Raw genomic sequence first — 25,301 nt, forward strand, 5'->3', positions numbered from 1 at the left:
GCTCACCGTTGCTGCTGCTGTATTCTTTTATCAATACATGTTTTCAATGATTGACGAATTCTAAATAAGCGCATAGTCATAGTAGAATGTTTATCTTCATATTTTCGACATAGCTCAGCCAATGAAACGCCTAATGTGTAATGTTCAGTTAATAAATTGCGCATTTTCTCGCTTAATTTTTCAAGGCAAATAGTTAAATTATCAAACATATCAAGCTCGACCCCTTCATGGATATTTTCATCAATGTGTTGATTTATTAAGTGCTCTAACTCATCAGCGCTGCCTAATGCCACAGCTCGGTGTTTACGTTGATGGTTTTTTAATAAATAAGCAGCAATCCCCCTCAACCAAGCTAAAAAGGAACTTTCACTGTTAAACTCAGCGATTTTTTTAAAAGCAATAATAAAGGTCTCTTGTGCTAAATCTTCTGCTTCGTGAGGGGTATTTAGTCGAATAACTAAAAAGGCCCTCACAGCAGACTGATAACGCTCAACTAACAGAGAATATGCAGCAACATTGCCTTGTAATATATCGTCAATTATAGAACCATCACTTTTACCATCTAACGATATTATATTTTCTTTCAAATCAGAGTCCTAATTGAAATAACTGACGTAAGATGGTGCGTCAATTTGCAATTGACTTTGAGTCGTAAATAACTTCCCAGATGCTAAATCACGCTTAATAATCACAACATTATTACTATATTGATTAGCCACTAATAACTGTTTTTGTGATTTTGAAAAATTAAAATCACGAGGATGTAAACCGCCACTTGAGACTTTATTAATTAATTGTAGTCGGGCTTCTGCCATTAATTGATAACCATAAATTGCATTCTCACCGCGCACAGCCACATAAACATGGCGACCATCCTCAGAAATACGAATTGCCGATGCAAGGTTTTGTTGCTCGTCAACTTTTGCGGGCATTATATTTGTTTTTGAAACGTGTAATAACGCACCATTTTGTAATATTTTGAAGATACTAATACTGTTACTCAATTCATTTAAGCTAAACACTAATTTTTTAGCCTGATGAAAAGCAAGATGGCGAGGCCCATCCCCCGGCGTTAATTCAATGCGGTGTACTGGCGTAAAATCACTTTTTAAGCTATCAAAAACAATAATCTCGTCTGTACCTAAATCCGTCAAATACAGATAGCCACTTTGCTTATCCCACCCCGAAAAATGTAAATGAGCACTTCGTTGTCTGGGCGTAATACTACTTCCTGTATTAATAAATTGACCCCGTGATACTAATAATCCTGCCTTATTAATATTAAACAGTTCACTATTACCTGTCGTGTAATTTACAACAGCTAACTGCTGGCGATCATCCGAAATATTAATATGACATAGCCCTTTTCCTTCAATCGGGTACGTTTTAAGCTTTGTAAACGCGTTACTTTTTCAGTCATACACGTTAATAACAGATTTTTTATCAAGTCCTCTGCCAATGCTATACAATTTATTTATTGTCGGTTGCCAATTTAGATAGCTTGGATCGGTTGCCGATACAACGACGCGTTCGTTAATTAATAGATCATCACTTTCGTTATAAGAAACTAAATAAACGCCCTGATCAGGCTCATTTGTGTAGCTGCCGACTAAAAAATAATTAAGTCGAGATTGTTCATCGCTGATACTTTGACAACCACCAAGGCAAAAAATAAAGGATATAAAAACAAACAGCTGAGCGCACTTTTCAAGTCGTATATGTAATCCTGTTAGCCATAAACTCATTTATTCAATTCCCTTTACTTAATTTGAATTTCAAACAGTGCTGCAGGCACATTTTTAGATGGATGAGCGAATTCTAGTATCAAGTGTTGCGTTGTTATAGGCTCTACTAAATCGATTTTATTAATACTTTGATAATTACCCGTAACGTGTGCAATTACCTCACCAGAATCTGTTTTAATTGTATAGGTTTGCACACAATAAGGTACCTGGTCTTCGTTATGCTCCATTAATACGGTTTCTAACGCATGGTCAAAGTCACTATCAAAATAAAGAACTATTTGCCTCATCGTTACTTTTTCTGGCCATACTAACCTTAGGGTTGGCGATGGATCTGCTAAATCAGCAACCCATGCATTCGTTTGTAGCCAAGGCCTCACAAAGCCGTTAATTACCTGCGTCGCTTGGTGATTATGAATGGCGGGAGATATACCGATTGCCAAATTTTGACCGTTTGGCCGCCGCGCTGGTGTCCAAAATTCAAACTCTTCAAGACCACTATTTTCAGGTACTGTTTGTTTGCCTTTATTTGATACCGCTTTGTGAACTTTATTGAACACAACCATAGTGCCCGTAATAAGCTGCTCTGTGGTAGCAAGCTCTATATCACTGTTTTGTAAAAAACAAATGAACCCGTACTGCATCTCTAAGCTGCAATCACTAAAATCAAACTCGAGCGTACTTTCGCCCGCTGTGACAGACAAACTGATAGTTTTATTTATAACATCTGGCGTATAGTTTTCATGCTTGATACTAGTGCGTAATTGGCACGTTAGCTCTGTCTCTTTATGAGCAAAAACCGTTATGCTAATTGTTGGTCCTTGGCCTTTTGCAAAAGCAACCAACTGTGCACACGATGAATCTAATTGCATTCTACTGCCGCTAGGTTGAAAACCATTGAACACTAATTCACTCGATGCAGTAATAGAGGCTTGGGCTGCTAAATTATTGTGCTTATCTAAACGAATCCCAGGGATACTTTGGCCATTTAGATTCAGGTTTTGCTGTAACTGTGCTATGTGTTCTGGCTGTAATAGCTCTTTGGGTGTGATATTGAGTTTATTACACATAGCAGCAGCTGCCCCCACCGCTTGTCCGCCGTGTGCGCAGGTGATCATAACTCGTGTTGAACCAAACGCCATATGTGTTGCGCTGATTATTCGTCCTGCATAATATAAATTTTCTATATCACGGCTAACAAAGCAGCGGTACGGTATTTGGTAAACCCCTTTTGAATGATATTGAGAGCAAGGAGGTCGTTCGCTGTATATGCCTTCAGCGGGGTGAATATCAATCGCCCATCCACCAAAAGATACAGCATCATTGAACTGGGTTTGCTCAATAATATCTTGCTGTTTTATCATATATTCCCCTTCAAAGCGCCTGCTTTCGCGTTTGCCAGGAATTGTACCTACCCATTCTAAGGTTAGATTTTCGACATCATCAAACCTGCCGCTATTTTTTATATAGTCCCAAATTCCGTAAACGAGTTTCCAAAGCTCCCATTTAATATCCTCAGTTTCATAAATAGTATCGCGTATTCCGCCAAATTCTATCCACCAAAACTTACAACCAGAGTCACTTCCGGCAATATCTTTACAGCGAGGTATCGCTTCTATTTGTTCATACGAGTAAGCAAAATCAGGAGCTTTGTAACTAATAGGCTGATCCATTTTTTTACTGTAGAAAAATAATGTATGGCCAAGCAACTCCATGTTCTCTTCATCAGATGCTAACAGCTCACCAAACTCTGCTTTTGATTCAGCACCAATTCTGAACCCCGCTCCAGCATTAAACGCAACAAGGCCATCGCCGGTCGCATCACAAAATAACGGCGCACTAATAATGTAATGAGTAGAATTTTGACTGCAAAATGCCTCTACACTGGCAATCTTAGTGCTGTGCTGTTTATTTACATCAAACACAGAGGTATTTAACAACAAGGTAATATTTTTTTCGGCAATCACTTTGTCGAGCAAAATGGTATCGAAAATTAATGGGTTACCATGTCTGTTTAACTTAAGATTATCCAGCATGATCTCATCAATAACCCCACCCTCACGTGACCAGCGATTATTGTTGCCCATATGCGATGTTGCCCCCAACGCCCATAATCTTACTTCACTTGACGCATTACCACCGAGTACGGGACGATCTTGAATTAACACAACCTTGCTACCCGCTCGCGCCGCACTGATTGCTGCACATGTACCTGCTAAGCCACCACCGGCAACAACAAACTGAGTATTTAATTGTTGTTTCTTATTTTCACGTGCAGCTTCATTAAAGTTTTGCTTAATCATAACTCTTGATCTCTTTTTCTTGTTTTTGATATGAGCGTTTATTTTTTAATTCTGGGCTTAATGACTGCGCAAAATAAACACTAGGCTGGTGAGGTACATCCGTAACTTTTAATTCTTTTTCAAGCTCATTTACCATTAAACTACAATCAAATCTGGCTAAAAAACTGTGTTTATTGCGCGCTTGTTTGTCTGAAAAGTGGCACAAGCCCCACTCAATCCCGTTTGATTTGCTTTCACAGTCAAATGCATTGGCAACATAAGGACCTGCTGCAATTGGCATGAGGGATGTCACCGCGGCAATCGAAAAGTTCACCCCATCAGGTGAATATTGAATGGTGTTACTTTCATTGCCATTTCTGATAGTAAAAGCAGCTATTCCTGATTTAAACGGAAAATAAGTAGTTTCGTGGCCTGAGTTTAAAATAGGGTTCAGAGGGTGTTTATCAAAAGGCCCAAAAGGATTATTCGCGGTTGCCAAGCCATTACCCACTAAGTAATCGGGTCTATCTCCGTAGGCGGCTTTATAGTATAAATGTATTTTTCCGTTATAAATTAATAAATAAGGGTCATGAATCGAGAATTGATCCCAACTTCCCGGCTCACCATTTTCAATAATAACCTCGCCATGTGGCAACCACGGTCCATCTGGCGTATCGGCAACTGATAGTGTTACCGGACAATGATCACCTTTCTTACCGCTAGCTTCATTAAAGGCTTGATAATAAAGATAATATTTATTTTCATAAATCAAGATATCTGGTGTACTAACCGAGCGCCAACCTAACTGCGGGTGCTTGGGCCTAGTGACGGCGATACCTTGTTCAACCCAGTCAAATCCATTAATACTGATGGCATAGCCAATTTCGGATAAATCCCAATCAGTGGAGGGAGTCAACTCATTACAGCGCTGCGCCCCTTTTGGTGGGAATTGAGTGCACCGTTTTGTGTACCAAACATAATAAAGACCATCAACTTTGATAATTTTAGATGGGTCGCGTCTTGAAATAGTCCCATCATTATTATGATAGCTAAACCCAGTGAGCTCAGTGTACTTAAAGCTAGTAAATAAAGGGTTGTCTTCCGGACGAGGGGTTAAATAATTGTCATACAACCTCGACATTGCTGCACTCAATTCTCGTGCTGGTTTTTTAGCTGGAATATCCCATGGGTAACTTTGCTGCTTTAATTTGTTATTGCTATTGCTCATTGATACGTACCTTTACTGCCTTACTTCTAAACTTAAAAACTAAAACACCCCCTAATATAAAAATGCCAATGCTTATTACTGTTATTTCGATTTTTCCGGTAGTTGCAATTGCGGCCAACGAAAGCATAATCGCGCCAGTAGAGAGAATACCAAACCCTAAAACTCGAATACCATGATTGTTATCCGCGCTTTTTTCTGGAGTTATTAATTCGGCCGTCGGTTTAATTTGGCTTAATTCGACTAAGTAGTTTTCATAACACGCAGGTGTTTTTCTTTGTGCTCTTAAGTACAACTCAAATACCGTCAGCATCAATACAGGAAATAACACCCCCATCATCATCTCCTGCGCTCTATCTAAGCTAAAATCAAATAACCAAGGACTCACAAACTTAAAAAAAGCATTCACCAGTAAACTAAAAATAGTGGTTATTAAAATCGTTTTCCCAGTTTGATAACGAGAAAAAAGCAACCAAATGGGTGGCAAAAACAACGGTCCACCAGTGAGCGCAGCCATGGTCATTACCACTTCAACTACACCACCAAGTAAGGGAATTAGTAACGCAACAATAATCGTAATTAGACCGAGTACGCCAGTTGCAATTCGACCGACCTTAACTAGCGTAGCTTGGGAAGCATCTGGTTTTATATTTTTATATATGTCATTACTGATAACACCTGCGGCGATGTTTAAAGACGTGTTAATTGAGCTTGATGTCGCAAATACCATTCCTGCTAGCATTAATCCAAGCATCCCTACTGGCAATACTTCTTTGCACATTTGCAAATAAGCCCCTTCACTTTCAAACCCAACTAGATTGGGGTTCATCGTTCGGTAAATCATCGGGGCTAACATCCAAACTACTGGGCAAATAAGATAAAGAATCGCAAATAGTCCCCCAACCTTTTTTGCATCCTTTGGTGTTTTCACACTGGTGAAGCGTTGAATATAAGACCAGTTACCAGCAATAAAAAATAAGTTATAGAGCCCAAAGGCAAAGATAAACTCCCATGAATACTCATCATTTACTGAGTTAAAAAAATCATCAGGTGCTTTGTCGATAAAGTTCTCAATGCCGCCAATCGCCTCAAATGATAGCGGTACCACAATTAATACCGCTGCAGTGAGCACCACAAATTGCAAAATGTCGGTAATTATCACCGCCCATAAACCGCCAACAGCGGTATAGGCTAAGATCAATAGTCCTAAAATGATGACGGTATATTCAAGAGATAAACCCGTAGCGACTTCAACTATTTTTGCCACTGGATATAAAAAAGCACCAGTCGAAAAGCTCGCAATTAAGAGAAAAATATAGGTATAAGTTCTTTGTACATTTAAGCCAAGGCGCTGCTTAATAAATTCGGCTGCGGTTAATACACCGGTTTTCTGCCATTTAGGCGCAATAAATAAAGCAATCAACACCCCTGCTAAACACATAGTCCATTGAATAGTAATCGCCACCCAGCCATGCTTATATGCAATAGCTCCCCATACAACAAATGTACCTGCCGAGAAGAAACTCATAAACAGTGACAACCCGCTCATCCACCAAGGTAGCGCACCTCCCGCAGAGAAAAAGCTTTTCATATTCTTTCCAGCAGCAGAAAAACTTAAGCCACACCCAATGATCAATAAAGAAAATATAACGACTACACTTATATCAATAATATGCATAGCCTTAGTCCTCGCTATTTTCTTTTCGGGTGTAGTACCTAACCCAATCTATTGCCATGCTGGTACCATCAATATCATCACTTACAGGACCTGCAATCGCCGCTTTTAAAATAGCTAAACTAAATAACATCGTTGTTTCACTAAAGCAGACATCATTTCTCATTGTGTAATAGAGTTCACCGTCAAAATAAAAATTAAAGTAATCTTTATTCCATTCAAGTCCATAGGTATGAAACTCTTTTGAAAAATCAGCAACGTCAGCGGCATTATATGAGGTGATTTTTTTCCAATTCTCTCCATCGTGATACTCGATGTTGTAATCGGAAATTAAATTGCGATAAGCACCTTTATCAACACCATGCTCTTGCAGCCAACCATTAATAAATTGAATAGCGCCAATTTCATGCGACTTATCCCAACTGAGTTCTAAAAACTTTTCACCATGTTTTTCTGACACCCAGCGTGTTTGCGGATTACCATCAATAGCAAAAGACTCTTCTGATATTAACTTATTAAATAACCCATTCGTTTTTATAGAAACATCGTCAGCTTGCGCTAAATTACTTATATTCTTTATTTTTTCTTCGTCAAATGCATCAGGGTATTGAGCGCTAGGCGCAAAGACTCTAAATTCAGAAATATGAAGAGACGTAGGATTAGTCGATGTTAATCGTATTTTTTTAGTTTTAACTGGCTTGTTAAACTCAACAGTGTGATCAGGCTTGCCGATTAAAGTGTGGTGTAACTGGTTATCACTGTGAGTAACACGGCCATTTGGTAGTGTATAAGTATCGGTCCAGTTATGTACGTTGGTATTAATTATATTAGGGAAATGGCCTTCATTAATATCAATCTCGCATGCCTTTAAGCCATCTTTAACCCCTTGTTTTGGCCAAAACCAAAATGAGTTATTCGTGCCATAGGCACCGGCATATTTAAAGCGAGCTTCAAAGTAGCCATAATGAAATGAGCGTTTTGACCAAATATTACCTGTCGTCCAGTCTTGGCCACCTCGAGGTTCTTTCTTCGCTAATAAGTGCAGTATTCCGTCTTTAACTTGTGCATTATCGCGCCAGCGACTACTTAATACCCATGGGTTTTCTGTCGGCCCATTTTGAGAGACCCAGTTTTTATCTAATTCAGCATTCGCATAATTAAACTCATCATTCCACTGTAATTGCCATGTTGAGGAGTCAAGTTCGCGTGGTTGATCAGCACCAGCAAAAAACGATGTGACAACTATTGTTGCCAGCGTACATTTAGAAAATACTTTAAACATGTTTTACCCTTTATTGTTGTTTTATCTAACGAGTTATAAGTTTTATTTCATGCTAGGTATTGTCTTGAGAAATCAAAATGACACAATTTTTATTAAAAAAATAAAAAAGCCCGCAGAAATGCTGCGGGCTTTTTATTAGATTAAAAATTTAGAAATTAATACGGGTATTAAGTCTCAATGTCCGGCCTGTTTTATATGCGTAAACAGTACGTGATTTAGTTGCATCGCCTTCAAGCGGGCTGCCTTCAGAAAACGTTTGGCCACCAGCATTTAAGAAACGACTGGTAAAGTATTGTCTTACGCCTTCATCAGTTACGTTAGCTACCTGTAACGATACAGTCATGTAGTTATTTACTTTATAACTTGCAGAAAAATCGAGTGTTTTACGTCCTTCTTCCCACAGCGATCCGTTTTCCCATGAGCGTTGTACAAGTTGATCTGTAGTGCCTTGATACGCTAAACGAATTTGGTGTCCGTCTTTTTCCCAAAAACCTGTTACGTTGTAGCTGTGCTCTGGTGTATATGTAGTGGTACAGTGATTTTGGCCACCCATTAAGAAAGAAATGTTATGCTATTTGCATACAAATTTGGGTGAAAAAAATGACAAAATTAAACCGTGCAACGTACTCCGCTGCAATCAAATTAGAAACGGCTCAACTTGTAGTTGACCAAGGTTATACACAAGAAGAAGCAGCCAAAGCGATGGGTGTTGGTAAATCAACCGTAAGTAAATGGGTTGCTCAATTAAAGCAAGAACGTAATGGCCAGTCACCATTGGCTTCACCAATGACACCCGAACAAATTGAAATCCGTGAACTTAAAAAGCAAATCCAACGCATTGAATTAGAAAAGGATATATTAAAAAAGGCTACCGCTCTCTTGATGTCCGACTCCCTGAACAATTCTCGTTAATTGAGAAATTAAATCAACGAGAGCGTTACCCAATTAGTGTGCTATGTAGTGTATTTAATGTGCATCGTAGCAGCTATAAATACTGGGCTATACGGGATACGACACCGACACCAGAGCAAGTAAGGTTAGAGGCTGAAGTTAAAGCCATACATACAATGAGTGGGGGCTCAGCAGGTGCGAGGACAATCGCGGCAATCGCAACGAATAACGATTTTGAATTAAGCCGTTATCGTGCTGCTAAGCTAATGATTAAATTAAAGCTAGAAAGCTGCCAAGTACCTCAACATTCATATAAACGCGGCGGTAATGAACATCTTGAAATCCCAAACCTGCTTGATAGGCAGTTCGATGTTGTTGAACCGAATACCGTGTGGTGCGGTGATGTTACATATATTTGGATAGGCAATCGCTGGGCTTATTTAGCGGTCGTTATTGATTTATTTGCGCGTAAAGTTGTGGGTTGGGCAATGTCATTGTCGCCGGATTCTAACTTAACGCTAAAAGCGCTTGAGTTAGCCTACGAAAGCAGAGGCAGACCAAGTGGGTTGATGTTTCACTCAGACCAAGGAAGCCATTATACGAGCTTGAAGTACCGCCAACGTTTATGGCGCTATAAAATCACACAAAGCATGAGTCGACGCGGAAATTGTTGGGATAATGCGCCAATGGAGCGATTTTTTAGAAGCTTTAAAACAGAATGGATGCCAAAGGTTGGATATGGGAATTTTATAGACGCTAAATATAGTGTGAGTGATTATATCAACGGATATTACAACAACGTTAGACCGCATCATTATAATGCTGGTTTAGCGCCAAATGAATCTGAGATTAGATACAAAGACTCTAAAACTGTGGCCAAATTTTATTGACCACTACAATACGCTACCGCTAATGAAGGTAGTTTTACGCTGTCATCAATAGATGATACTTCTTGATCGTACTTACTGTCTTGAAATGTATAGTTAGCCTGCAAGCCGAGGCCCGACCAAATACCAGGTAAGTTATCGTAGGTCTGCATATATTGAAGCTCTAACCCTTTAATACTCGCCCCTTTACCATTTTTAATTCGGGTGGTGTTAAATTTGGCACACATTTGCTCTAAGTCGCCCGAATACATCCACTCTTTTTGATAATCCTGGCCACCTTGAAAACGCTTAGGCATACATTTTTCTAAGCTATCTTGGCCTGCAATAAGTACTAAATCGTCTGGGTTATAAGATTCGCCCTCTTCGAGTCCCACTCCACGTAGGTCATCCATGTAGGTAACAATCGTTTCAGACTCTTCAAAGTTTGTCATGTCTTTATAAAATAATGATGCTGCTAATAATCCCGAATCGTTGAAATACCATTCATATGATAAATCAAGGTTTATTGATTCAAGTGGATCGAGTTTAGGATTGGTAAGCGTAATTGAGTTGTTACGGTTTTCACCGCCCCATTGTGTTTCTCTTACTTTAAAACCAGGACGTAGTGAATCTATTTGTGGACGAGCCATTGTTTTAGATGCTGCAAAACGAATAATGGTGTCTTCACTTTGCAAGTAGTTAATATTGATACTGGGTAAAAACAAATCGTAGTCGTGCTCACCAGTTACTGCAAACGAGCGTAAGCTTCTGTCTTCTGTTGGTAATAAGTTTCCATTTGCATCAAATTTACGCTCGCCATATATCCAGTTTTTTTCGGTTGATACATCAGAATGGCGCCATAACCACCACTCAGATTCATTTGGATTACCACGTACAGCGTTAGGATCATGACACGCGCCTTGAGCAGGAATAGCCACATCGTCTGATTTATCAATAGTACCTTTCGTGTCGTAGCCTAGACCATCGGTTCTCGACCAGCGTATTTCTTCGTTGTAATCTGCACCATAAAATTGCGTTGCAGCACACAGTGGTAAGCTAGTATCACGCAACTCTGCTAATTTAAATGGGTCCATTAAACGAGCATTATTTGAAGGGTCAAATGCAAACTGTACACCCGATGCACCTTGCACTTCTACAGTCGTTTTTACATAACGCACACCCACATCACCTGTAACACGTCCATCTGCTAATTCGAAATTTAGCTTGGTGTAAAATGCTAAGTTATCTAGCTCTGTATTGCGTGTGTTTGAATCGTCTGTGGCAAAAGCAACTTCTGGACTCCCTAAAGCTACTTCAAATGCTTTAAAAGCCGAAAATCGATTCCACCCGTCGGTTACATTGTCGCGGCCATAACCTAAATCAGCCATAAAATCGTCAACAGGAAACCCTTCACCGTCGGTTATTAAATCACCAGAAATATCTCTTAAACCGCTACCAAGTACTGCAGGTTGGCCTGTTGCAGGGTTTATAACTACAACCCCCTCGCCTACACTATTAAAGGCTCCTTGCTGAGCATCTACATATTTTGTACGTTTTGACCATTTTGCACCAAATTCAATTGAGCGTACATAGCTTGTGTCAAGCACGTAATCAAAATCGACAAAGAGCGACTTTTGTTCATCTTCGACTTCGTTGAGGGTTCTGCCCATGTACGATAAATGCTGCGCTTTTAGCTCATCCGGATTAAATCCCGTGGTGCTGTAATTATCCCATAGATTTGTTGGGTCACCAAAAGTGTCGTTTTCGCCGTAATCAATTAAGCCGGTGCCTGTAACTAATTTACACGGACCGCCTGCTGTACAGTCATAACCAACAGGCTCCATATCCTCTGGTGGCACATTTACTAAGCTCCATGCACTAATATTGGCAAAATTTTGCAGTGCAACGTACACTGAGTTTTCTGGTATTTGCTGCGTTTTAGAGTACCCAACGCCAGCTTCCATCGAAAATGAGTCACTAAAACCGTGATTCATATCAAGTGAGTAAACTTGGTTTTTATTTTCAAATTCACCTTCTGACTGCACTAAACCACCGTTACCAAAGCGGTTGATAAACTTAGTAAATGTATTCGTTTTTAAATCGATTGTACGCCAGCTAGCTTCAGGATCAGTAAATTTAGCTGTCACGCCAGAAAGGCCTGGGTCTTCACCTTCAACTAAGTTTTTAGTTTCCATTGAGCGCGTATTAATACCATGCATTGAGTTATTAACGTCTTGTTTTGCAAGGTTTGCGTTAAAGTTAAACTCTGTGTTTTCACTTGCTCGCCACTGCAAACCTAAGTTAATACTGGTGCGGTCATTTTGACTATCAAAAAGCTGATAATTAACTAAACGAGGTGTAATACCTACCGCATTTTCAACAACGTTGCCATTTGTATCTGTTGCTAAAGGCGACTGAACTGCTGTCCACTCTGTAGCAGAGTATTGGTCTTTTCGGTATTCGTTAGTCTCTTTAACTGCAGTAAAAACCACGCCAAAGGTATCGTCAAAAAGCTTTTTCGACATCGTACCCGATATTTTATAATTTTCTTTATCAGATAAATCGTTGTACCTGCCTTCTAAAGTCATAGTGGAAATTTCATAATTTAAATCAAGCGGCTTTGTAGTCGAAAGATTGATATTTGCGCCTAGCGAACCCTCTTCATGATCTGCACTCGGTGTTTTTACCACTTCAATTTTAGATAAAATATCGGATGAATACTGCGATAAGTCTACGCCTTGGCTAAAACCTGTAGAACCTAATTGCACACCATTCATGCTAATATTGTTTTGTTGTGAGTTAGCACCACGCACAGATATTCGTGCACCTTCACCATCAACGGATTGTACTGATACACCAGTTACACGCGAAAGCGCATCAGCGATGTTTTGATCAGTGGACTTACCAATGTCTTCAGCGTTTATGGAGTCAACAACGTTTTCAGCAAAACGCTTATCATTAATAGATTTTTTAAGACTGGCGGCTAACCCGCTGACTTCAATTATTTCAATATCGGCTTCTACTTTCGGTTTTTCTTGTGTGCTTTCGTCTTGCTTGGCGTAAACCAATTGTGTTGCAAGTACTGCAGCTGTAATCGCGCTCAACTTGAACGCTTTGTTGATGATTGTCATGTGTGTTCCCTTTCTAAGGTATTATTATGTTGTCAGGTTAATCTTTTGTAAACAATAATATAATAACCAAACAATTGTCAACTGTATTTTGTTAACAATATTTATTTGATTATAAAAAAGCAACTTAATGCGTAAGCATTAAATTGCTCTTAAGTAACAGTGTTAAAGTAAATATTTACACAGAGTTTATCGTCAATAGTTCTAGCCTAATCAAAATTCTTTTATATACGGCCAACCAGTAAACTGCTTTTCTGTTGATGGATCTGTATTCCACTCCCAGCACTCTAATTGATAATATTTTTTTGCATGGTTTATTTTAATAATCCCATAACCTTCACTTTTTAAGTTTCTGTCAGCTAAAAACTTACCCCACGTTGTATTTTGTTTAGCAAAAAGTTTATGCGTAACTTTAGGGTTAGCTGCCGCTAGAACTCGCATTTTATTGCCAAACGTGTCGGTAAAATCACCGGTGTTTTTGTCGTTGTTTCGCTGATTTGGTAAAGGTGCGTGGGGTTCAAACCATCGCTGCCAAAATGCTGCGCTAGCTGGGCCTGCAAAAAACAAGCTGCCATCATCAAAAGTATTGATTCCTTGATAGGCAAGCAATCCGAGGTGTTGATCTCCCGCAATTACTAATGCGTTAGCGTCACTTACTAGTTTTACTGCGCGTGTACGCCCATCAGCCGGGTAGCCATTTGCATCGTAATCTATTAATGCTTTGCCATTTTCATCGGTTTGAGGCGACCCCCACATGGAAGCTGTAATACATATTTTAGGTTTACCCGGGTGCATAGTTTGCCAGTCTTTTAAAAAGGCTTCTTGGCGTTTACCTAATAACTCACCCGTTGTGGCAAGCTTATTCGCTTTGTAGTCAGGTGGCGTTTTAAATTTACGATCCTCAACCATCGCAAAACTAATACCACCATATTCAAATGCAGCATAACTAACCGGAATATCATATTTTATCGGTGTGGGATCATAAGGGTCCGGATTATGCCCATTTTGCATACGGTAGATCATTCTAACAAGGTCTTTGTCCCACTTATAACCGCCGTCTTCCTCTTTTAGCATATCGGAGTGATCGCCACCATCGCCCCACAAGTTACCTTGCAGCACATCATGGTCATCAACTAAAACAAGTGTAGGCTTATCTTTTATACTATCGGCAAACGCCCAGTACCATAAGTACCATTTATATAAGGTATCTAGTTTGGCATCTTTGGTGTGGCGACCATAGCGAGTCGGGTATGTTTCGTAGTACTGATCGCCACAAAAGACATACATATCAGGGTTGTTGTAATTAGCATTTTCTACAAGTTCAGTGTGAGGAAATAAAATATTGTCTTTGGTGTAACGTCCTAAATCGCGCTCGCTACTAATAAGGCGTGTGTAATGTGTGTTGTCTAAGCTTTTAGAAGTAGGAATAATACAAGAGTACAATGCAATCGTAAATTCTTTACTACTTTGTGGGTCCTTAGCAATAGTTCCAGAATATAAAGTGTCATCAGGCTTTTGTGGGTTAACAATTCTGTATTGAGCTTGTTTTAAATAATCCCAATTACTTAATCTAAACCTTGCTACAAAACCATCTTCAATTTTTGCTGTACTTGCATATTGCCAATCCGATTGGTTTTCAAACTGATATTGCAGCTCCACGCGTGAGAACTTTTTAATATTAATAGGCATTAACTGACAAGATAACTTGAGTACCTGCTGATTAACGCTATACATACACCCCATAACGGGGCCTAAGGTGTTGGCATTATTTAGAGTTATTTTACCTCCACCGGTTTCAATATCACTAAACCCCCAACGAGCGCCTGCTACAAAAGGCTCTGAGGAGCTTAATAACGAAATACCTCCTTGCAGTTGATCTGCGGGGACTTTGTGAAGTACTGCAAATCCTAACTCCTGGGCAGTATTTGTGTTACTTGCCACAAGACGAATATCAAAATGGTTTGCATCTATTGGGTCTAAATGGCAATCGAGTGTTATTTTATCGCCGCTTTTATATTGTTGTATATTAAATGGAGTACGATTAATAATAGTAAAATCAAGGGCTTTGCTTTCATCATCAAACTGTCTAAATGATAATTTACCTAAACTGTCAAAGGCCGCAATTATTCCGCCATTTTCGCCACCAGCTCGCTGCGCTAAAGCAGCACCTTTAGCTGTTAGTTCACCTTTACCAATCCCTAATAAAAATCCACAAAAGCCTTTTTCGTTCGGCGTTAAATTACGTACGGTGGCTTTTACACGCCCACTTTGTAAAGAGCTATTAAGCTGCCTGGTGAGTAACGATACGGTACGCGCTTCAAAATCTTTTTCTTCTCGAGTACATAAAAGCTCATTACCTATGCGTTGCCAGTCTTGGAGTCTGTTCCCCCAAAAATGCTTACCGAGCCACACTTGCTTGCTTAAATTTGTATTATCTAATGGTGCAGTTGAGGTTAAGTCACCTCGGTATGATGTAAATAAACCGCTGCAACCACCTAACATACTTGAACTTAGTAGGCCGGCGCTGAGTTTTAAAAAACCTCTGCGTTTCATTTTAGTCACCTTTATTATTGTGTGTTAATAAGACGCCTTGTGTAGACAGTGTTTTTACATAAGGGGGTTATGCATTCAGGTAGCCATTAGGGTTATTACTTTGCCAGCGCCACGTGTCTTTCATCATGTCTGCAAGGGTATACTTACATTGCCAGCCTAAAACACCCTGAGCTTTAGATGAATCAGCCCAAAAAGCAGCTAAGTCGCCATCGCGGCGCTTTACAATGTCAAAGTTAATATCAACTCCGGTATACTCAATAAATGCTTTTACTATGCCAAGCACAGAATAAGGAGTACCAGTGCCTAAGTTAAATGCTTCATATAAGCTGTGGTGTTGCTCGCCAAGCCATTTAAGGGCTTTAATATGACCATTGGCTAAATCACTAACGTGTATATAGTCACGCTCGCATGTGCCGTCTTCAGTAGGGTAATCGCCTCCATAAATGGCTAATTTGTCACGTTTACCTACAGCAACTTGAGCAATAAAGGGCATTAAATTGTTAGGAATACCTAATGGGTCTTCTCCTATTTGGCCGCTAATATCTGCGCCAATAGGATTAAAGTAGCGTAAGCTTGCTACTTGCAAACCGGTATTTGAGGCTACTATTTCTTGTAGTATTTGCTCAATCATTACCTTTGTTTGCCCATACGGGCTTGCTGCACGCCCTAGAGGTAAACTTTCGGTATAAGGCACCGATGCGCCTTGTCCATAAACTGTAGCTGATGAGCTAAACACGAGTTTATCAACATTATATTTAAGCATGCATTGGCATAAATTTAAGGTCGACACCAAGTTGGTATAATAATACTCAAGTGGTTTTTCTATGGATTCGCCTACCGCTTTTAAACCTGCAAAGTGAATAACCGAATCAAATTTATGCTCGCTAAACGTGGCAGACAACTTATCGTTATCAAGTAAACTGGCGTGAATAAATTCAACTTTTCGCTTTGATAACGCTTCTACGCGAGTTAGCGATTCACGACTCGAGTTACTTAAATCGTCTATTACTACTACGTCAAAACCATCTTTTAATAAGCTTAAAACAGTGTGGCTGCCAACATATCCCGCGCCTCCTGTTACCAGTACTTTTTTCATTAGATTGTCCTTATGCTCTTATAAGTGATACACCAGCTGAAGGTACGCTTGTGTAAATCGTTTCTTTTAATCCTGTTTGTTGCTCGTACTGCGTTTCAATAGCACTAATTACATTCTCTACCAAAAAATTAGGAACAAACGCCACTACACAACCACCAAAGCCACCGCCCGTCATTCTTACGCCGCCGTGTTCGTTAATTACTTTTGCGATAATATTAACAAGAGTGTCGATTTGGGAGGTGGTTATTTCGAACAAATCCCGCATAGAAGCATGGCTTTGTGCCATTAGTGTGCTTAGTTTGGCGATATCGTTATTAGTAAAAGCTTGCATAGCTTCTAATGTGCGCACATTTTCATACACTATATGCTCAACACGTTTAGCTACACTTGGGTCAAGGGTATGCTTTTTACTTTCGTACTCACCAATACTTACTTCCCGCAAGCTCGGTTTAGACAAGGCTTCTGCTCCTGCATAACATTGTTCTCGGCGTAAATTATATTCACTATCAAGCAAGCCTCGTTTAACGTTTGAGTTAACCATTAAAATAGTCATCTTTGGGTCAATACTCACTTCAATTAAATCAAGTGAGCGGCAATCTATACCCAATGCTTGTCCTTGCTGACCACACGCCGATATAAGCTGATCCATAATTCCACAGTTGCAGCCCACAAAATTGTTTTCGGCTGCTTGTGCAATTTTGGCTATGTCTTTTCGCTCAATAAACAGTTCGCATAAGTGATTAAATGCATAAGCAATACCTACCTCAAGTGCAGCCGATGAACTCAGACCAGCTCCTTGCGGGACATTACCTGTGATGCATATATCGCAGCCACTGAGTTTATGATTTCGTTTTTGCAGTTCATCAACTACGCCGCGAACATAATTACTCCACGTTTGCGTACTGTGGCTATTAAGCGGTTTATTTACTAAAAAGTTGTCGGTTTGGTTATCGCAATCAAGTGCAAGTACATTTACTACATCGTCAGTTCGAGGGGACACTGCAATGTAAGTAGCGTATTCAATGGCACAAGGCAGTACAAAACCGTCATTGTAATCGGTGTGCTCACCAATTAAATTAACACGCCCTGGGGCTTTGACAACAAAGTCGGCATCGCGTCCAAAGTGGTTTGAAAAAGCTAACCGTGCGCTTTGTTCAACATTCATTTAGTGTTCTCTTTATAATGCGTTAGTGATTGTTTCTTCAAAATAGTGGCAGCTTGCTCTGGCGTTATATCGCGCTGTGCTTCGGCCATCATCTCGTAACCAACCATAAATTTTTTAACACTGGCTGATCGTAGTAATGGCGGTAAAAACTGCGCATGTAATTGCCAAAATAAGTGGCTTTGACCATCATAAGGCGCGCCATGCCAGCCCATAGAGTAAGGAAACGAGCACTGAAATAAGTTGTCGTAACGAGTTGTTACATTTTTAATAATTTCAGCTAGAGTACTTTGTTGAGCGTCTGTCAGCTCTATCATTTGAGTAATCGCAAACCGAGGTAATAGCAGTGTTTCAAATGGCCATGCAGCCCAATAAGGAACAACCACAAGCCAATCATCGTTTACACATACTACGCGTTCATTTAATTCCATCTCACGTTTTGCGTAATCGAGCAATAAACTACTGCCATACTGTTTATAATAGTTACTAAGGTTTGTATGTTTACGTGCAACCAAACTCGGTAATTTATTTTGTGCCCAAATTTGACCATGTGGATGCGGGTTAGAGCATCCCATTACAGCGCCTTTATTTTCAAACACCTGAACCCAGTTGTAAGTTTTTGATAACTCTTGGCATTGCTCTTGCCATGTGCTTACTACATTTGTAATTTGCGAAACACTGAGCTCTGGTAGTGTTTTTGCATGATTAGGCGAAAAACAAATAACACGCGCAGTGCCACGCTCTGTATGCATGCTAAATAGGGGATCGGTTTGCTCCACATCAGGCACACCTTCACGCAAGGCGGCAAAGTCATTAGTAAACACAAAGGTGTTTTTGTAATCTGGATTTACTTCGCCGTTAATACGCGTATTGCCTTTACATAAAAAGCAGCTTTCGTCGTATTCTGGTTTAACCTCAATATCTACACTTTCTTCTTGACCTTGCCATGGGCGTTTAGCCCTGTGTGGCGACACCAACACATATTCATTTAATAATGGGTTTAAACGCCGATGTGGATGCTCTGTCGGGTCAAATTGATTTTGTTGCTCACTCATTGTTTACTTTCCCTAGTTACTGTTTTGAAAGGTACCGGCGTCGAGCACTTGCTTACGAGGAGTAAAACGACAAATATAGTTCCAGTTCCAACTGGCATCGTATTTATGGCACAAGCCCCAACTAATGCCTGGCGCTGTGTTTTGATCAAACCCTTGTGCAGGTCTATATAAGCCAATTGCTTCTGGACCGCCTTTTATATGCGCCATAATTTCAAAATTAATACCGTCCTGAGCAAATTGAATAGTATTTTTTTCAGGGCCATCGGTTGTTAGCAAGCTAGCAATACCACCTTTGTAATTCCAAACAACGACCTCATGACCGCTATTAGAAATAGGGTTGTAAGGCGATTTAACATAAGGCCCTAATACATCATCAGCAATAGCAACACCGTGTTTAATTTCACGACCACCAAAGTTCATTCCCTCACCTTGGGTCTCACCTTTGTAATACAAGTAAAATTTGTTATTAAAAAACACCAAACACGGATCGTGTACTTTATGGCTATCAAAACTACCTTTAGCTGTTACTGCAAAGCGATTATCTTCATCACCGTGCCATTGACCATCTTTACTTGGGCTAACAATAGGTTCAGGTGATTTAATCCAAGGACCAAAAGGGGTATCGCAATGCGCTATAGCAATATGCTCATATTGGCGATTGGTGTACGGTGTTTGTACCGTTTGATACACCAAGTAATACTTACCTTGATGCGCAAATACTTCAGGGGTAAAAATAGCGCGATCGTCATAGTTACCAGCGTCACCTCGACTCACAGCGACCCCTTGCTCTTGCCACGTTATGCTATCTTTTGACGTTGCATGCCAAACTTGCGTTAAATCCCAAGGAAACACTTTTGCACTTGAGTCTTGTGCATTAAAACCAACCGTTTCCCCCTCACCTTTGGTGTACCAACAATGGTAAACACCATCAATGTATAAAACAGATGAAGGATCGCGACGTATAACTCCTTCTTCATAGGCAAAATCGCCCAGCAACGGTTCTACATCAAATTCTGTCAGCCACTGCGGGCCATATTTGTCGTAGCCACGCTCTATTGCACGCTTACTTGCTAAACTTAATTTTTTATCAGACATGTTAATTCCTTACTTACCTAGGCTTATATTTAGCGACTGGTATACGTCAAGAGGTAAAATCGCGCCTTGATGTTGCACAACTTGTGAGGCAACACTGTCAGCCATTTCTAATGCATTTTGAGGGGTTTGTGCGCACATTCTGGCGGCTAAGTAGGTTCCGGCAAATGAGTCGCCAGCCGCTGTACTGTCAACTTGCTTTGCAGCGGGTGTAAACGGACATGACGCTTTAAGATCATCTTTGCAATAAACCTGCATCCCGGCACTACCAGCTTTAATAACAATTTCGTCGATATCAAATTGTGTACAGTACTGAACAATCTCTGCACTGCTTGAATGACCGAATAACACACGGTGATCATCAAGACCTGGTAAAACTACATTACTAAGCGCATAAGCACGCTCTAGCCATTCAATAGCGTGGCTTTTTGATTGCCACATACGCGCGCGATAATTAGGGTCGAACGCAATTGTGCAGCCTTGTTTTTTTAAATCAGCTAATAATGTGAGTAAACCTTGTTTAGATTCATCATCTAAAATACCTAAACTAATGCCACTGAAAAACACCCAGTCTGATTCTTTCAAACCTAAATTAAATGGCTTTTGAGTATATAAACTCATCATATGCTTCGCTGCTGATTGATTACGCCAATAATCAAAGCTTCGCTCACCATCAGCATCCGTTGAAATAGCGTAAATACCCACGTTATAGTCTGCTGTTGTAATCACGTTTTGCGTGCTAATACCTTCTTTTTGCCAACATTTGAGCATATTGGCACTCAGTACGTCGCTACCTACAGCTGTAAATAGCGCGCAATTTAGTGTGTTAGCAAAACGCTTTGCATACACAAGAGCATTGTAAGTATCGCCCGCAAATGACTGCTTGCATTCGCTAATACCTGTTGGTACTAGCTCAACCATACATTCGCCAATAGCAAGTAAAGTACTCACACACCCTCCTGTACTTTTTTAGTGTGTAGGCCTTCTAGGTAGACTTCAATTTCTTCTATCGATTTATTTTTAGTCTCTGGCATAAACTTAAATAACAATGCAAAGCCGGCTACACCCGATACGGTATAAAGTAAAAAGATGTTTGCAGCGCCTAAATTACTTAGCTGCCATGGGAAAAACTGCTGAACAAAATAGCTAATTACACTGGCAATAAATGCAAAGGTAGGAATGGCCACACCTCGAATACGAGTCGGGAATATTTCAGAAAATATCACCCACATAATTGGCCCAATCGAAAAGTGAAAGGCTGCAATAAAGCCCGCTATACCAAATGATATAAGTGGCGCGTTTATAGTTGCTGCGCGTGAAATTAAATCGCTTTCAAATAATTGCTGTTGCGAAGCTGTAAGTACGCTCGCTAATGCCTGCTTAAATTCAATATCACTGTGATACACAGTACCAATTATGTGCTCCAGTCCTGTAATAGAATTTAACGCTGAAAACGAGGCTATATCCTCAGCCGACAAACTATATTCTGCCTGGCTAAAGCCTAAATAACACATAAACAAACTAATTGTTGCAGCTGCTAATCCCCAAATAACAAGGGGTCTGCGCCCTAACTTATCTATCAAAGCAATAGCTACCACAGTAAATACAATACTGACTAAACCAATTAAAACAGCGTTAAAAAAAGCCGCATCAGTGCCGACTCCCAGTTGTTCAAACACCGTTGGAGCATAAAACATTATGGCGTTAATCCCCGTCACTTGCTGCACAATAGCAATAGTAAAAGCAATAATGACAGCGGCGCGAACACGACTTTCGAGTAGTTGTTTAAATGAAGAAAAATACCCACCTGTTTCGCTGTAATCAACCAAGCTCTCTTTAATACTCTTAAGTTGCTCTTGGGCCAATTCAGTATTTTTATTTAAACGATGCAAGATAGTTATAGCGCGTGTTTCGTTGCCTTTCATAACTAACCAACGCGGGCTTTGAGGTATAGTAAATAATAATAAAAACCATAAAATAGCAGGAATAATCTCAACGCCTAGCATCCAGCGCCATAAATTATCTTGTACATTCCACTGTGTTACCCACTCAAAATTACTGTGAGCTAAATCAACAAGTAAGTAGTTAGCAAAATACGCTGCGGATAATCCAACAACAATATTTATTTGAATCATAGACACTAATTTACCACGGTACTTAGACGGTGCAACTTCGCCTATATACATAGCAGCGACTGATAAAGACGTGAATGCTAATCCACCTATAAAACGAGCAGCAACTAATAGCTCGTAACTTGGCGCGAAAACCGATGCAATTGCCGACAGTATGTATATAAACGCAATGCCTATTAAAGTATTTTTTCGGCCAAACATATTGCATATGTAACCGGTAATGACTAAAGCAAATAGCACACCAAAACCAGGCGCACTCACTACAGTGCCTATTTGAATGTCTGATAAATTGAATTCTGCCGATACAAAACGAACCGTACCTGAAATAAGAGCAGCGTCTAATCCAAATATAAAGCCGCCAAAGGCGACAATAAATGCAAAGAAAAACACATTACGTTTACTACCATTCATACTTCTATCCAACTTTGTTGTTATCATTGTGTGTTGCTTTATATAGAGAATAAAGCGAGTGCTAGTGTCAAAACCCAATATTGTTAACAATTAACCATGAGTAATGACTTCGAGACTATTTCAAAATTAACGCACTTGCAACATCTATTTTAAGAAATCATGCTTTAACTTAAATTCTTTTACAATTAACATTAAAAATTAGTTAAACAAAATCAAAAGTTTATTATAAATGACACACAAAAACACAAATTGCACATTGTCAACAATATTCAATTTTGTTTTTTTGTTGTATGGTATGTTAAATTGTAATTAAAGGTTGAACAGCAATGAAATATAAAAAGAACATACTACTCACATCGCTCTTGCTTGCGCTAAGTGCCTGTAACCAACAAGAAATCAAGGTTGAAAAACCAACCAATGAGCCTACAGAGGTTAATTCAGCAGATGCATTAATGTATTTATTTGCTGATGCTGCACACACACAGCTAACCCCAGTTCAATACAAAAGTAATGCAGCCACTGTAAAGGCAGAAAACTCTGTATTAGATGTGACATTTCAATCTAAGAAAAATTCGTACGCCAGTATTGTTTTTTCACCGGAAAAACCTTGGGATTGGAGTGAATTTAGTGATTTTAATCTTGCCTTTGAATTGGCAAACCCAGGAACACACTCTGTACAAATTTATTTAGATATCTCCGATATTGACGGTGCTAACTATACGCGTAGCGTTAATGTGCCAGTAGGTGGATACAACACGTATTACGCAAAACTTGACGGCCACGACCTTGCAACGCCCGATGGCAAAGAAAATGTAGAACTTAACTTTACCTCAGGACTTCGCTCTAACCCAGATACGTGGGAGTCTGATGAGGTACAGTTTATTTCTATGTGGGGTAAAAAAAATCTTAACTTAAAAGGCATCGCTAAAATAGCAATTAGCGTGCAAAGTACATTGCATGACAAAGAGCTGGCAATAAAATCTATTTCACTTCGTAAAAACCCTCAATTTAATACTGCTTTTTTAACCAAGATTGTTGATGAATTTGGCCAAAATGCAAAACAAGAATTTTCAGGGAAGGTACATTCAGAAGCCGAGCTATTGAGCGACAAAAAACAAGAAGCAGCACAGTTACTTTCTAAACGCCCTACTAATCGCTCACGCTTTGGTGGCTGGGCAGAAGGTCCAAAATTAGAAGCTACTGGTTATTTTAGAGCGGCTAAATATAATGATAAATGGTCATTAGTCGACCCTGATGGCTATTTATACCTTGCAACTGGAATTGATATTATTCGTCTTGCAAACTCAACAACACTAACGGGTTACGATTTTGATCAAGCGTTGTTGGCTAAACCAGCTAATGCAGGTGTAACACCTGAGGATTCAAAAGGGTTAAACCAAGTAAATAAAGAAGCGCTTAAAAGCCGCTTTGTAGCGTCACAAGTGCGTAAAAATTTATTTGAATGGCTACCTGATTATACCGATCCACTCGGTAAACATTTTGGCTATCGTAAAAGTGCGCATTCGGGTCCGTTAGAACACGGCGAAACATATAGCTTTTACGCAGCTAATTTAGAACGTAAATATGGTCAAAATAATGCAGATTACATGCAAAAATGGCGAGAAGTTACCCTCGATAGAATGATTACATGGGGCTTTAGTTCATTAGGCAACTGGACAGATCCAAGCTACTACGATAATCAAAAAGTGCCCTACTTTGCCAATGGTTGGATTATCGGTGACTTTAAAACCGTATCAAGCGGAAACGATTTTTGGGGAGCCATGCCGGATGTATTCGACCCTGAATTTACAGTGCGTGCTAACGAAACCGTTAGTGTTGTTGCAAAAGAAGTTAAAAATTCGCCTTGGGCAGTAGGTGTATTCATTGATAACGAAAAAAGCTTTGGCCGCCCTGATTCTGTTAAAAGCCATTATGGTATTGTAATAAACACATTAGGCCGTGATGCTAAAACAGTGCCTACTAAAGCTGAATTTTCTCGCTTAATGAAAGAAAAATATACTGATGTCGCTAAACTTAATAAGGTATGGCACTTAAACTTAGCTTCATGGGTTGAGTTTGACAAAGGTGTAACGGTTGATATAAAAAATGAAGAGCAGCTTGTCGATTTTTCTATATTACTCACCGCCTATGCTGATAAGTACTTTAGTGTGGTAAATGCCGCTATGGATAAATACCTACCAAATCATATGTATTTAGGTGCGCGTTTTCCTGATTGGGGCATGCCTATAGAAGTTGTTAAAGCCTCGGCTAAATATGTTGATGTAATAAGTTTTAACGCATACAAAGAAGGTCTAAGGGATGACAAGTGGGCGTTTTTATCACAATTTGACAAACCCGCTATAATTGGTGAGTTTCATGTTGGTTCATCTGATTCAGGATTATTTCATCCTGGGTTAATACATGCGGCTAATCAACAAGACAGAGCAAATATGTATACCGATTATATGAACTCAGTGATCGACAACCCCTACTTTATAGGTGCTCATTGGTTTCAGTATATAGATTCTCCGATTACAGGCAGGGCTTACGATGGCGAAAATTATAATGTAGGCTTTATAAGTGTCACTGATAGACCCTACATTGAAATGATTGAAGCCGCTAAAGCGATGAATGAGTCTATGTATGAGCGACGATTTAAAAAATAATTACACATTCATCATTTAATTGTATATTTATTGGTCTGTTGTA

General features: G+C 39.7%; 16 protein-coding genes and 1 pseudogene. 2 read left to right on the forward strand and 15 right to left on the reverse strand.

The window, feature by feature from the left end; genetic code table 11:
- Positions 1 to 2: 2 nt before the first annotated feature.
- The 7 genes and pseudogenes from PARC_RS09355 to PARC_RS09390 all read right to left on the reverse strand — a co-directional run bounded on the left by PARC_RS09355 (position 3) and on the right by PARC_RS09390 (position 8,759).
- On the reverse strand, positions 3 to 587 hold the full coding sequence (locus tag PARC_RS09355) for an RNA polymerase sigma factor (RefSeq protein WP_007583017.1): 585 nt from the start codon (positions 585 to 587) through the stop codon (positions 3 to 5).
- Between the two features lie 9 nt (positions 588 to 596).
- A pseudogene (locus PARC_RS09360) lies at positions 597 to 1,745 on the reverse strand (lactonase family protein).
- 14 nt (positions 1,746 to 1,759) lie between these two features.
- Entirely contained in the window at positions 1,760 to 4,045 is a 2,286-nt protein-coding gene (locus tag PARC_RS09370; protein ID WP_010552873.1) for an FAD-dependent oxidoreductase, read from the reverse strand.
- On the reverse strand, positions 4,038 to 5,252 hold the full coding sequence (locus tag PARC_RS09375; RefSeq protein WP_007583011.1) for a glycoside hydrolase family 117 protein: 1,215 nt from the start codon (positions 5,250 to 5,252) through the stop codon (positions 4,038 to 4,040). Before PARC_RS09375 ends, PARC_RS09370 begins: the two co-directional genes overlap by 8 nt.
- Entirely contained in the window at positions 5,242 to 6,927 is a 1,686-nt protein-coding gene (locus tag PARC_RS09380; protein WP_010552874.1) for a sodium:solute symporter family protein, read from the reverse strand. The genes PARC_RS09375 and PARC_RS09380 overlap by 11 nt, the downstream gene beginning before the upstream one ends.
- A gap of 4 nt (positions 6,928 to 6,931) precedes the next feature.
- The gene (locus PARC_RS09385; protein WP_007583007.1) at positions 6,932 to 8,206 is read right to left on the reverse strand and encodes a family 16 glycosylhydrolase; all 1,275 of its coding nucleotides are present in this window, start codon (positions 8,204 to 8,206) and stop codon (positions 6,932 to 6,934) included.
- 148 nt (positions 8,207 to 8,354) lie between these two features.
- Positions 8,355 to 8,759 carry a TonB-dependent receptor gene (locus PARC_RS09390; RefSeq protein ID WP_010552875.1) on the reverse strand — a complete coding sequence of 135 codons (405 nt, stop codon included), beginning with the start codon at positions 8,757 to 8,759 and terminating at the stop codon, positions 8,355 to 8,357.
- 47 nt (positions 8,760 to 8,806) lie between these two features.
- On the opposite strand from PARC_RS09390, the gene PARC_RS09395 reads away from it, so the two are divergent.
- Positions 8,807 to 9,987, forward strand: a protein-coding gene (locus tag PARC_RS09395) for an IS3 family transposase (RefSeq protein WP_096058046.1) whose coding sequence is annotated in 2 segments (ribosomal slippage) — positions 8,807 to 9,065 and positions 9,065 to 9,987 — 1,182 coding nt in all. Because the reading frame shifts where the segments join, the coding sequence is not laid out codon by codon here.
- On the opposite strand, the gene PARC_RS09400 is transcribed toward PARC_RS09395, so the two are convergent.
- The 8 genes from PARC_RS09400 to PARC_RS09435 form a co-directional block, all read right to left on the reverse strand.
- Positions 9,981 to 13,094 carry a TonB-dependent receptor gene (locus PARC_RS09400; RefSeq protein ID WP_010554505.1) on the reverse strand — a complete coding sequence of 1,038 codons (3,114 nt, stop codon included), beginning with the start codon at positions 13,092 to 13,094 and terminating at the stop codon, positions 9,981 to 9,983. The genes PARC_RS09395 and PARC_RS09400 overlap by 7 nt on opposite strands.
- Positions 13,095 to 13,304: 210 nt before the next feature.
- Entirely contained in the window at positions 13,305 to 15,644 is a 2,340-nt protein-coding gene (locus PARC_RS09405; protein WP_010554504.1) for an alkaline phosphatase D family protein, read from the reverse strand.
- Between the two features lie 67 nt (positions 15,645 to 15,711).
- Positions 15,712 to 16,740 (reverse strand): UDP-glucose 4-epimerase GalE, encoded by a 1,029-nt coding sequence (gene galE / locus PARC_RS09410; RefSeq protein WP_010554503.1) that lies wholly within the window; start codon positions 16,738 to 16,740, stop codon positions 15,712 to 15,714.
- A gap of 10 nt (positions 16,741 to 16,750) precedes the next feature.
- A complete protein-coding gene (gene galK / locus PARC_RS09415) occupies positions 16,751 to 17,905 on the reverse strand; it encodes a galactokinase (RefSeq protein WP_007582997.1) in 1,155 nt (384 codons plus the stop codon).
- Positions 17,902 to 18,957 carry a UDP-glucose--hexose-1-phosphate uridylyltransferase gene (locus PARC_RS09420; protein ID WP_010554502.1) on the reverse strand — a complete coding sequence of 352 codons (1,056 nt, stop codon included), beginning with the start codon at positions 18,955 to 18,957 and terminating at the stop codon, positions 17,902 to 17,904. Before PARC_RS09420 ends, galK begins: the two co-directional genes overlap by 4 nt.
- 12 nt (positions 18,958 to 18,969) lie before the next feature.
- On the reverse strand, positions 18,970 to 20,052 hold the full coding sequence (locus PARC_RS09425) for a glycoside hydrolase family 117 protein (RefSeq protein WP_007583100.1): 1,083 nt from the start codon (positions 20,050 to 20,052) through the stop codon (positions 18,970 to 18,972).
- Between the two features lie 9 nt (positions 20,053 to 20,061).
- Entirely contained in the window at positions 20,062 to 21,000 is a 939-nt protein-coding gene (locus tag PARC_RS09430; RefSeq protein ID WP_010554501.1) for a sugar kinase, read from the reverse strand.
- Entirely contained in the window at positions 20,997 to 22,592 is a 1,596-nt protein-coding gene (locus tag PARC_RS09435; RefSeq protein WP_007583098.1) for an MFS transporter, read from the reverse strand. The genes PARC_RS09430 and PARC_RS09435 overlap by 4 nt, the downstream gene beginning before the upstream one ends.
- 326 nt (positions 22,593 to 22,918) lie before the next feature.
- Here PARC_RS09435 and PARC_RS09440 point away from each other — a divergent pair, with 326 nt between their 5' ends.
- A complete protein-coding gene (locus tag PARC_RS09440) occupies positions 22,919 to 25,258 on the forward strand; it encodes a hypothetical protein (RefSeq protein ID WP_010554500.1) in 2,340 nt (779 codons plus the stop codon).
- Positions 25,259 to 25,301 lie beyond the last annotated feature (43 nt).

It is taken from the genome of Pseudoalteromonas arctica A 37-1-2, from assembly GCF_000238395.3.
Lineage (GTDB): Bacteria > Pseudomonadota > Gammaproteobacteria > Enterobacterales > Alteromonadaceae > Pseudoalteromonas > Pseudoalteromonas arctica.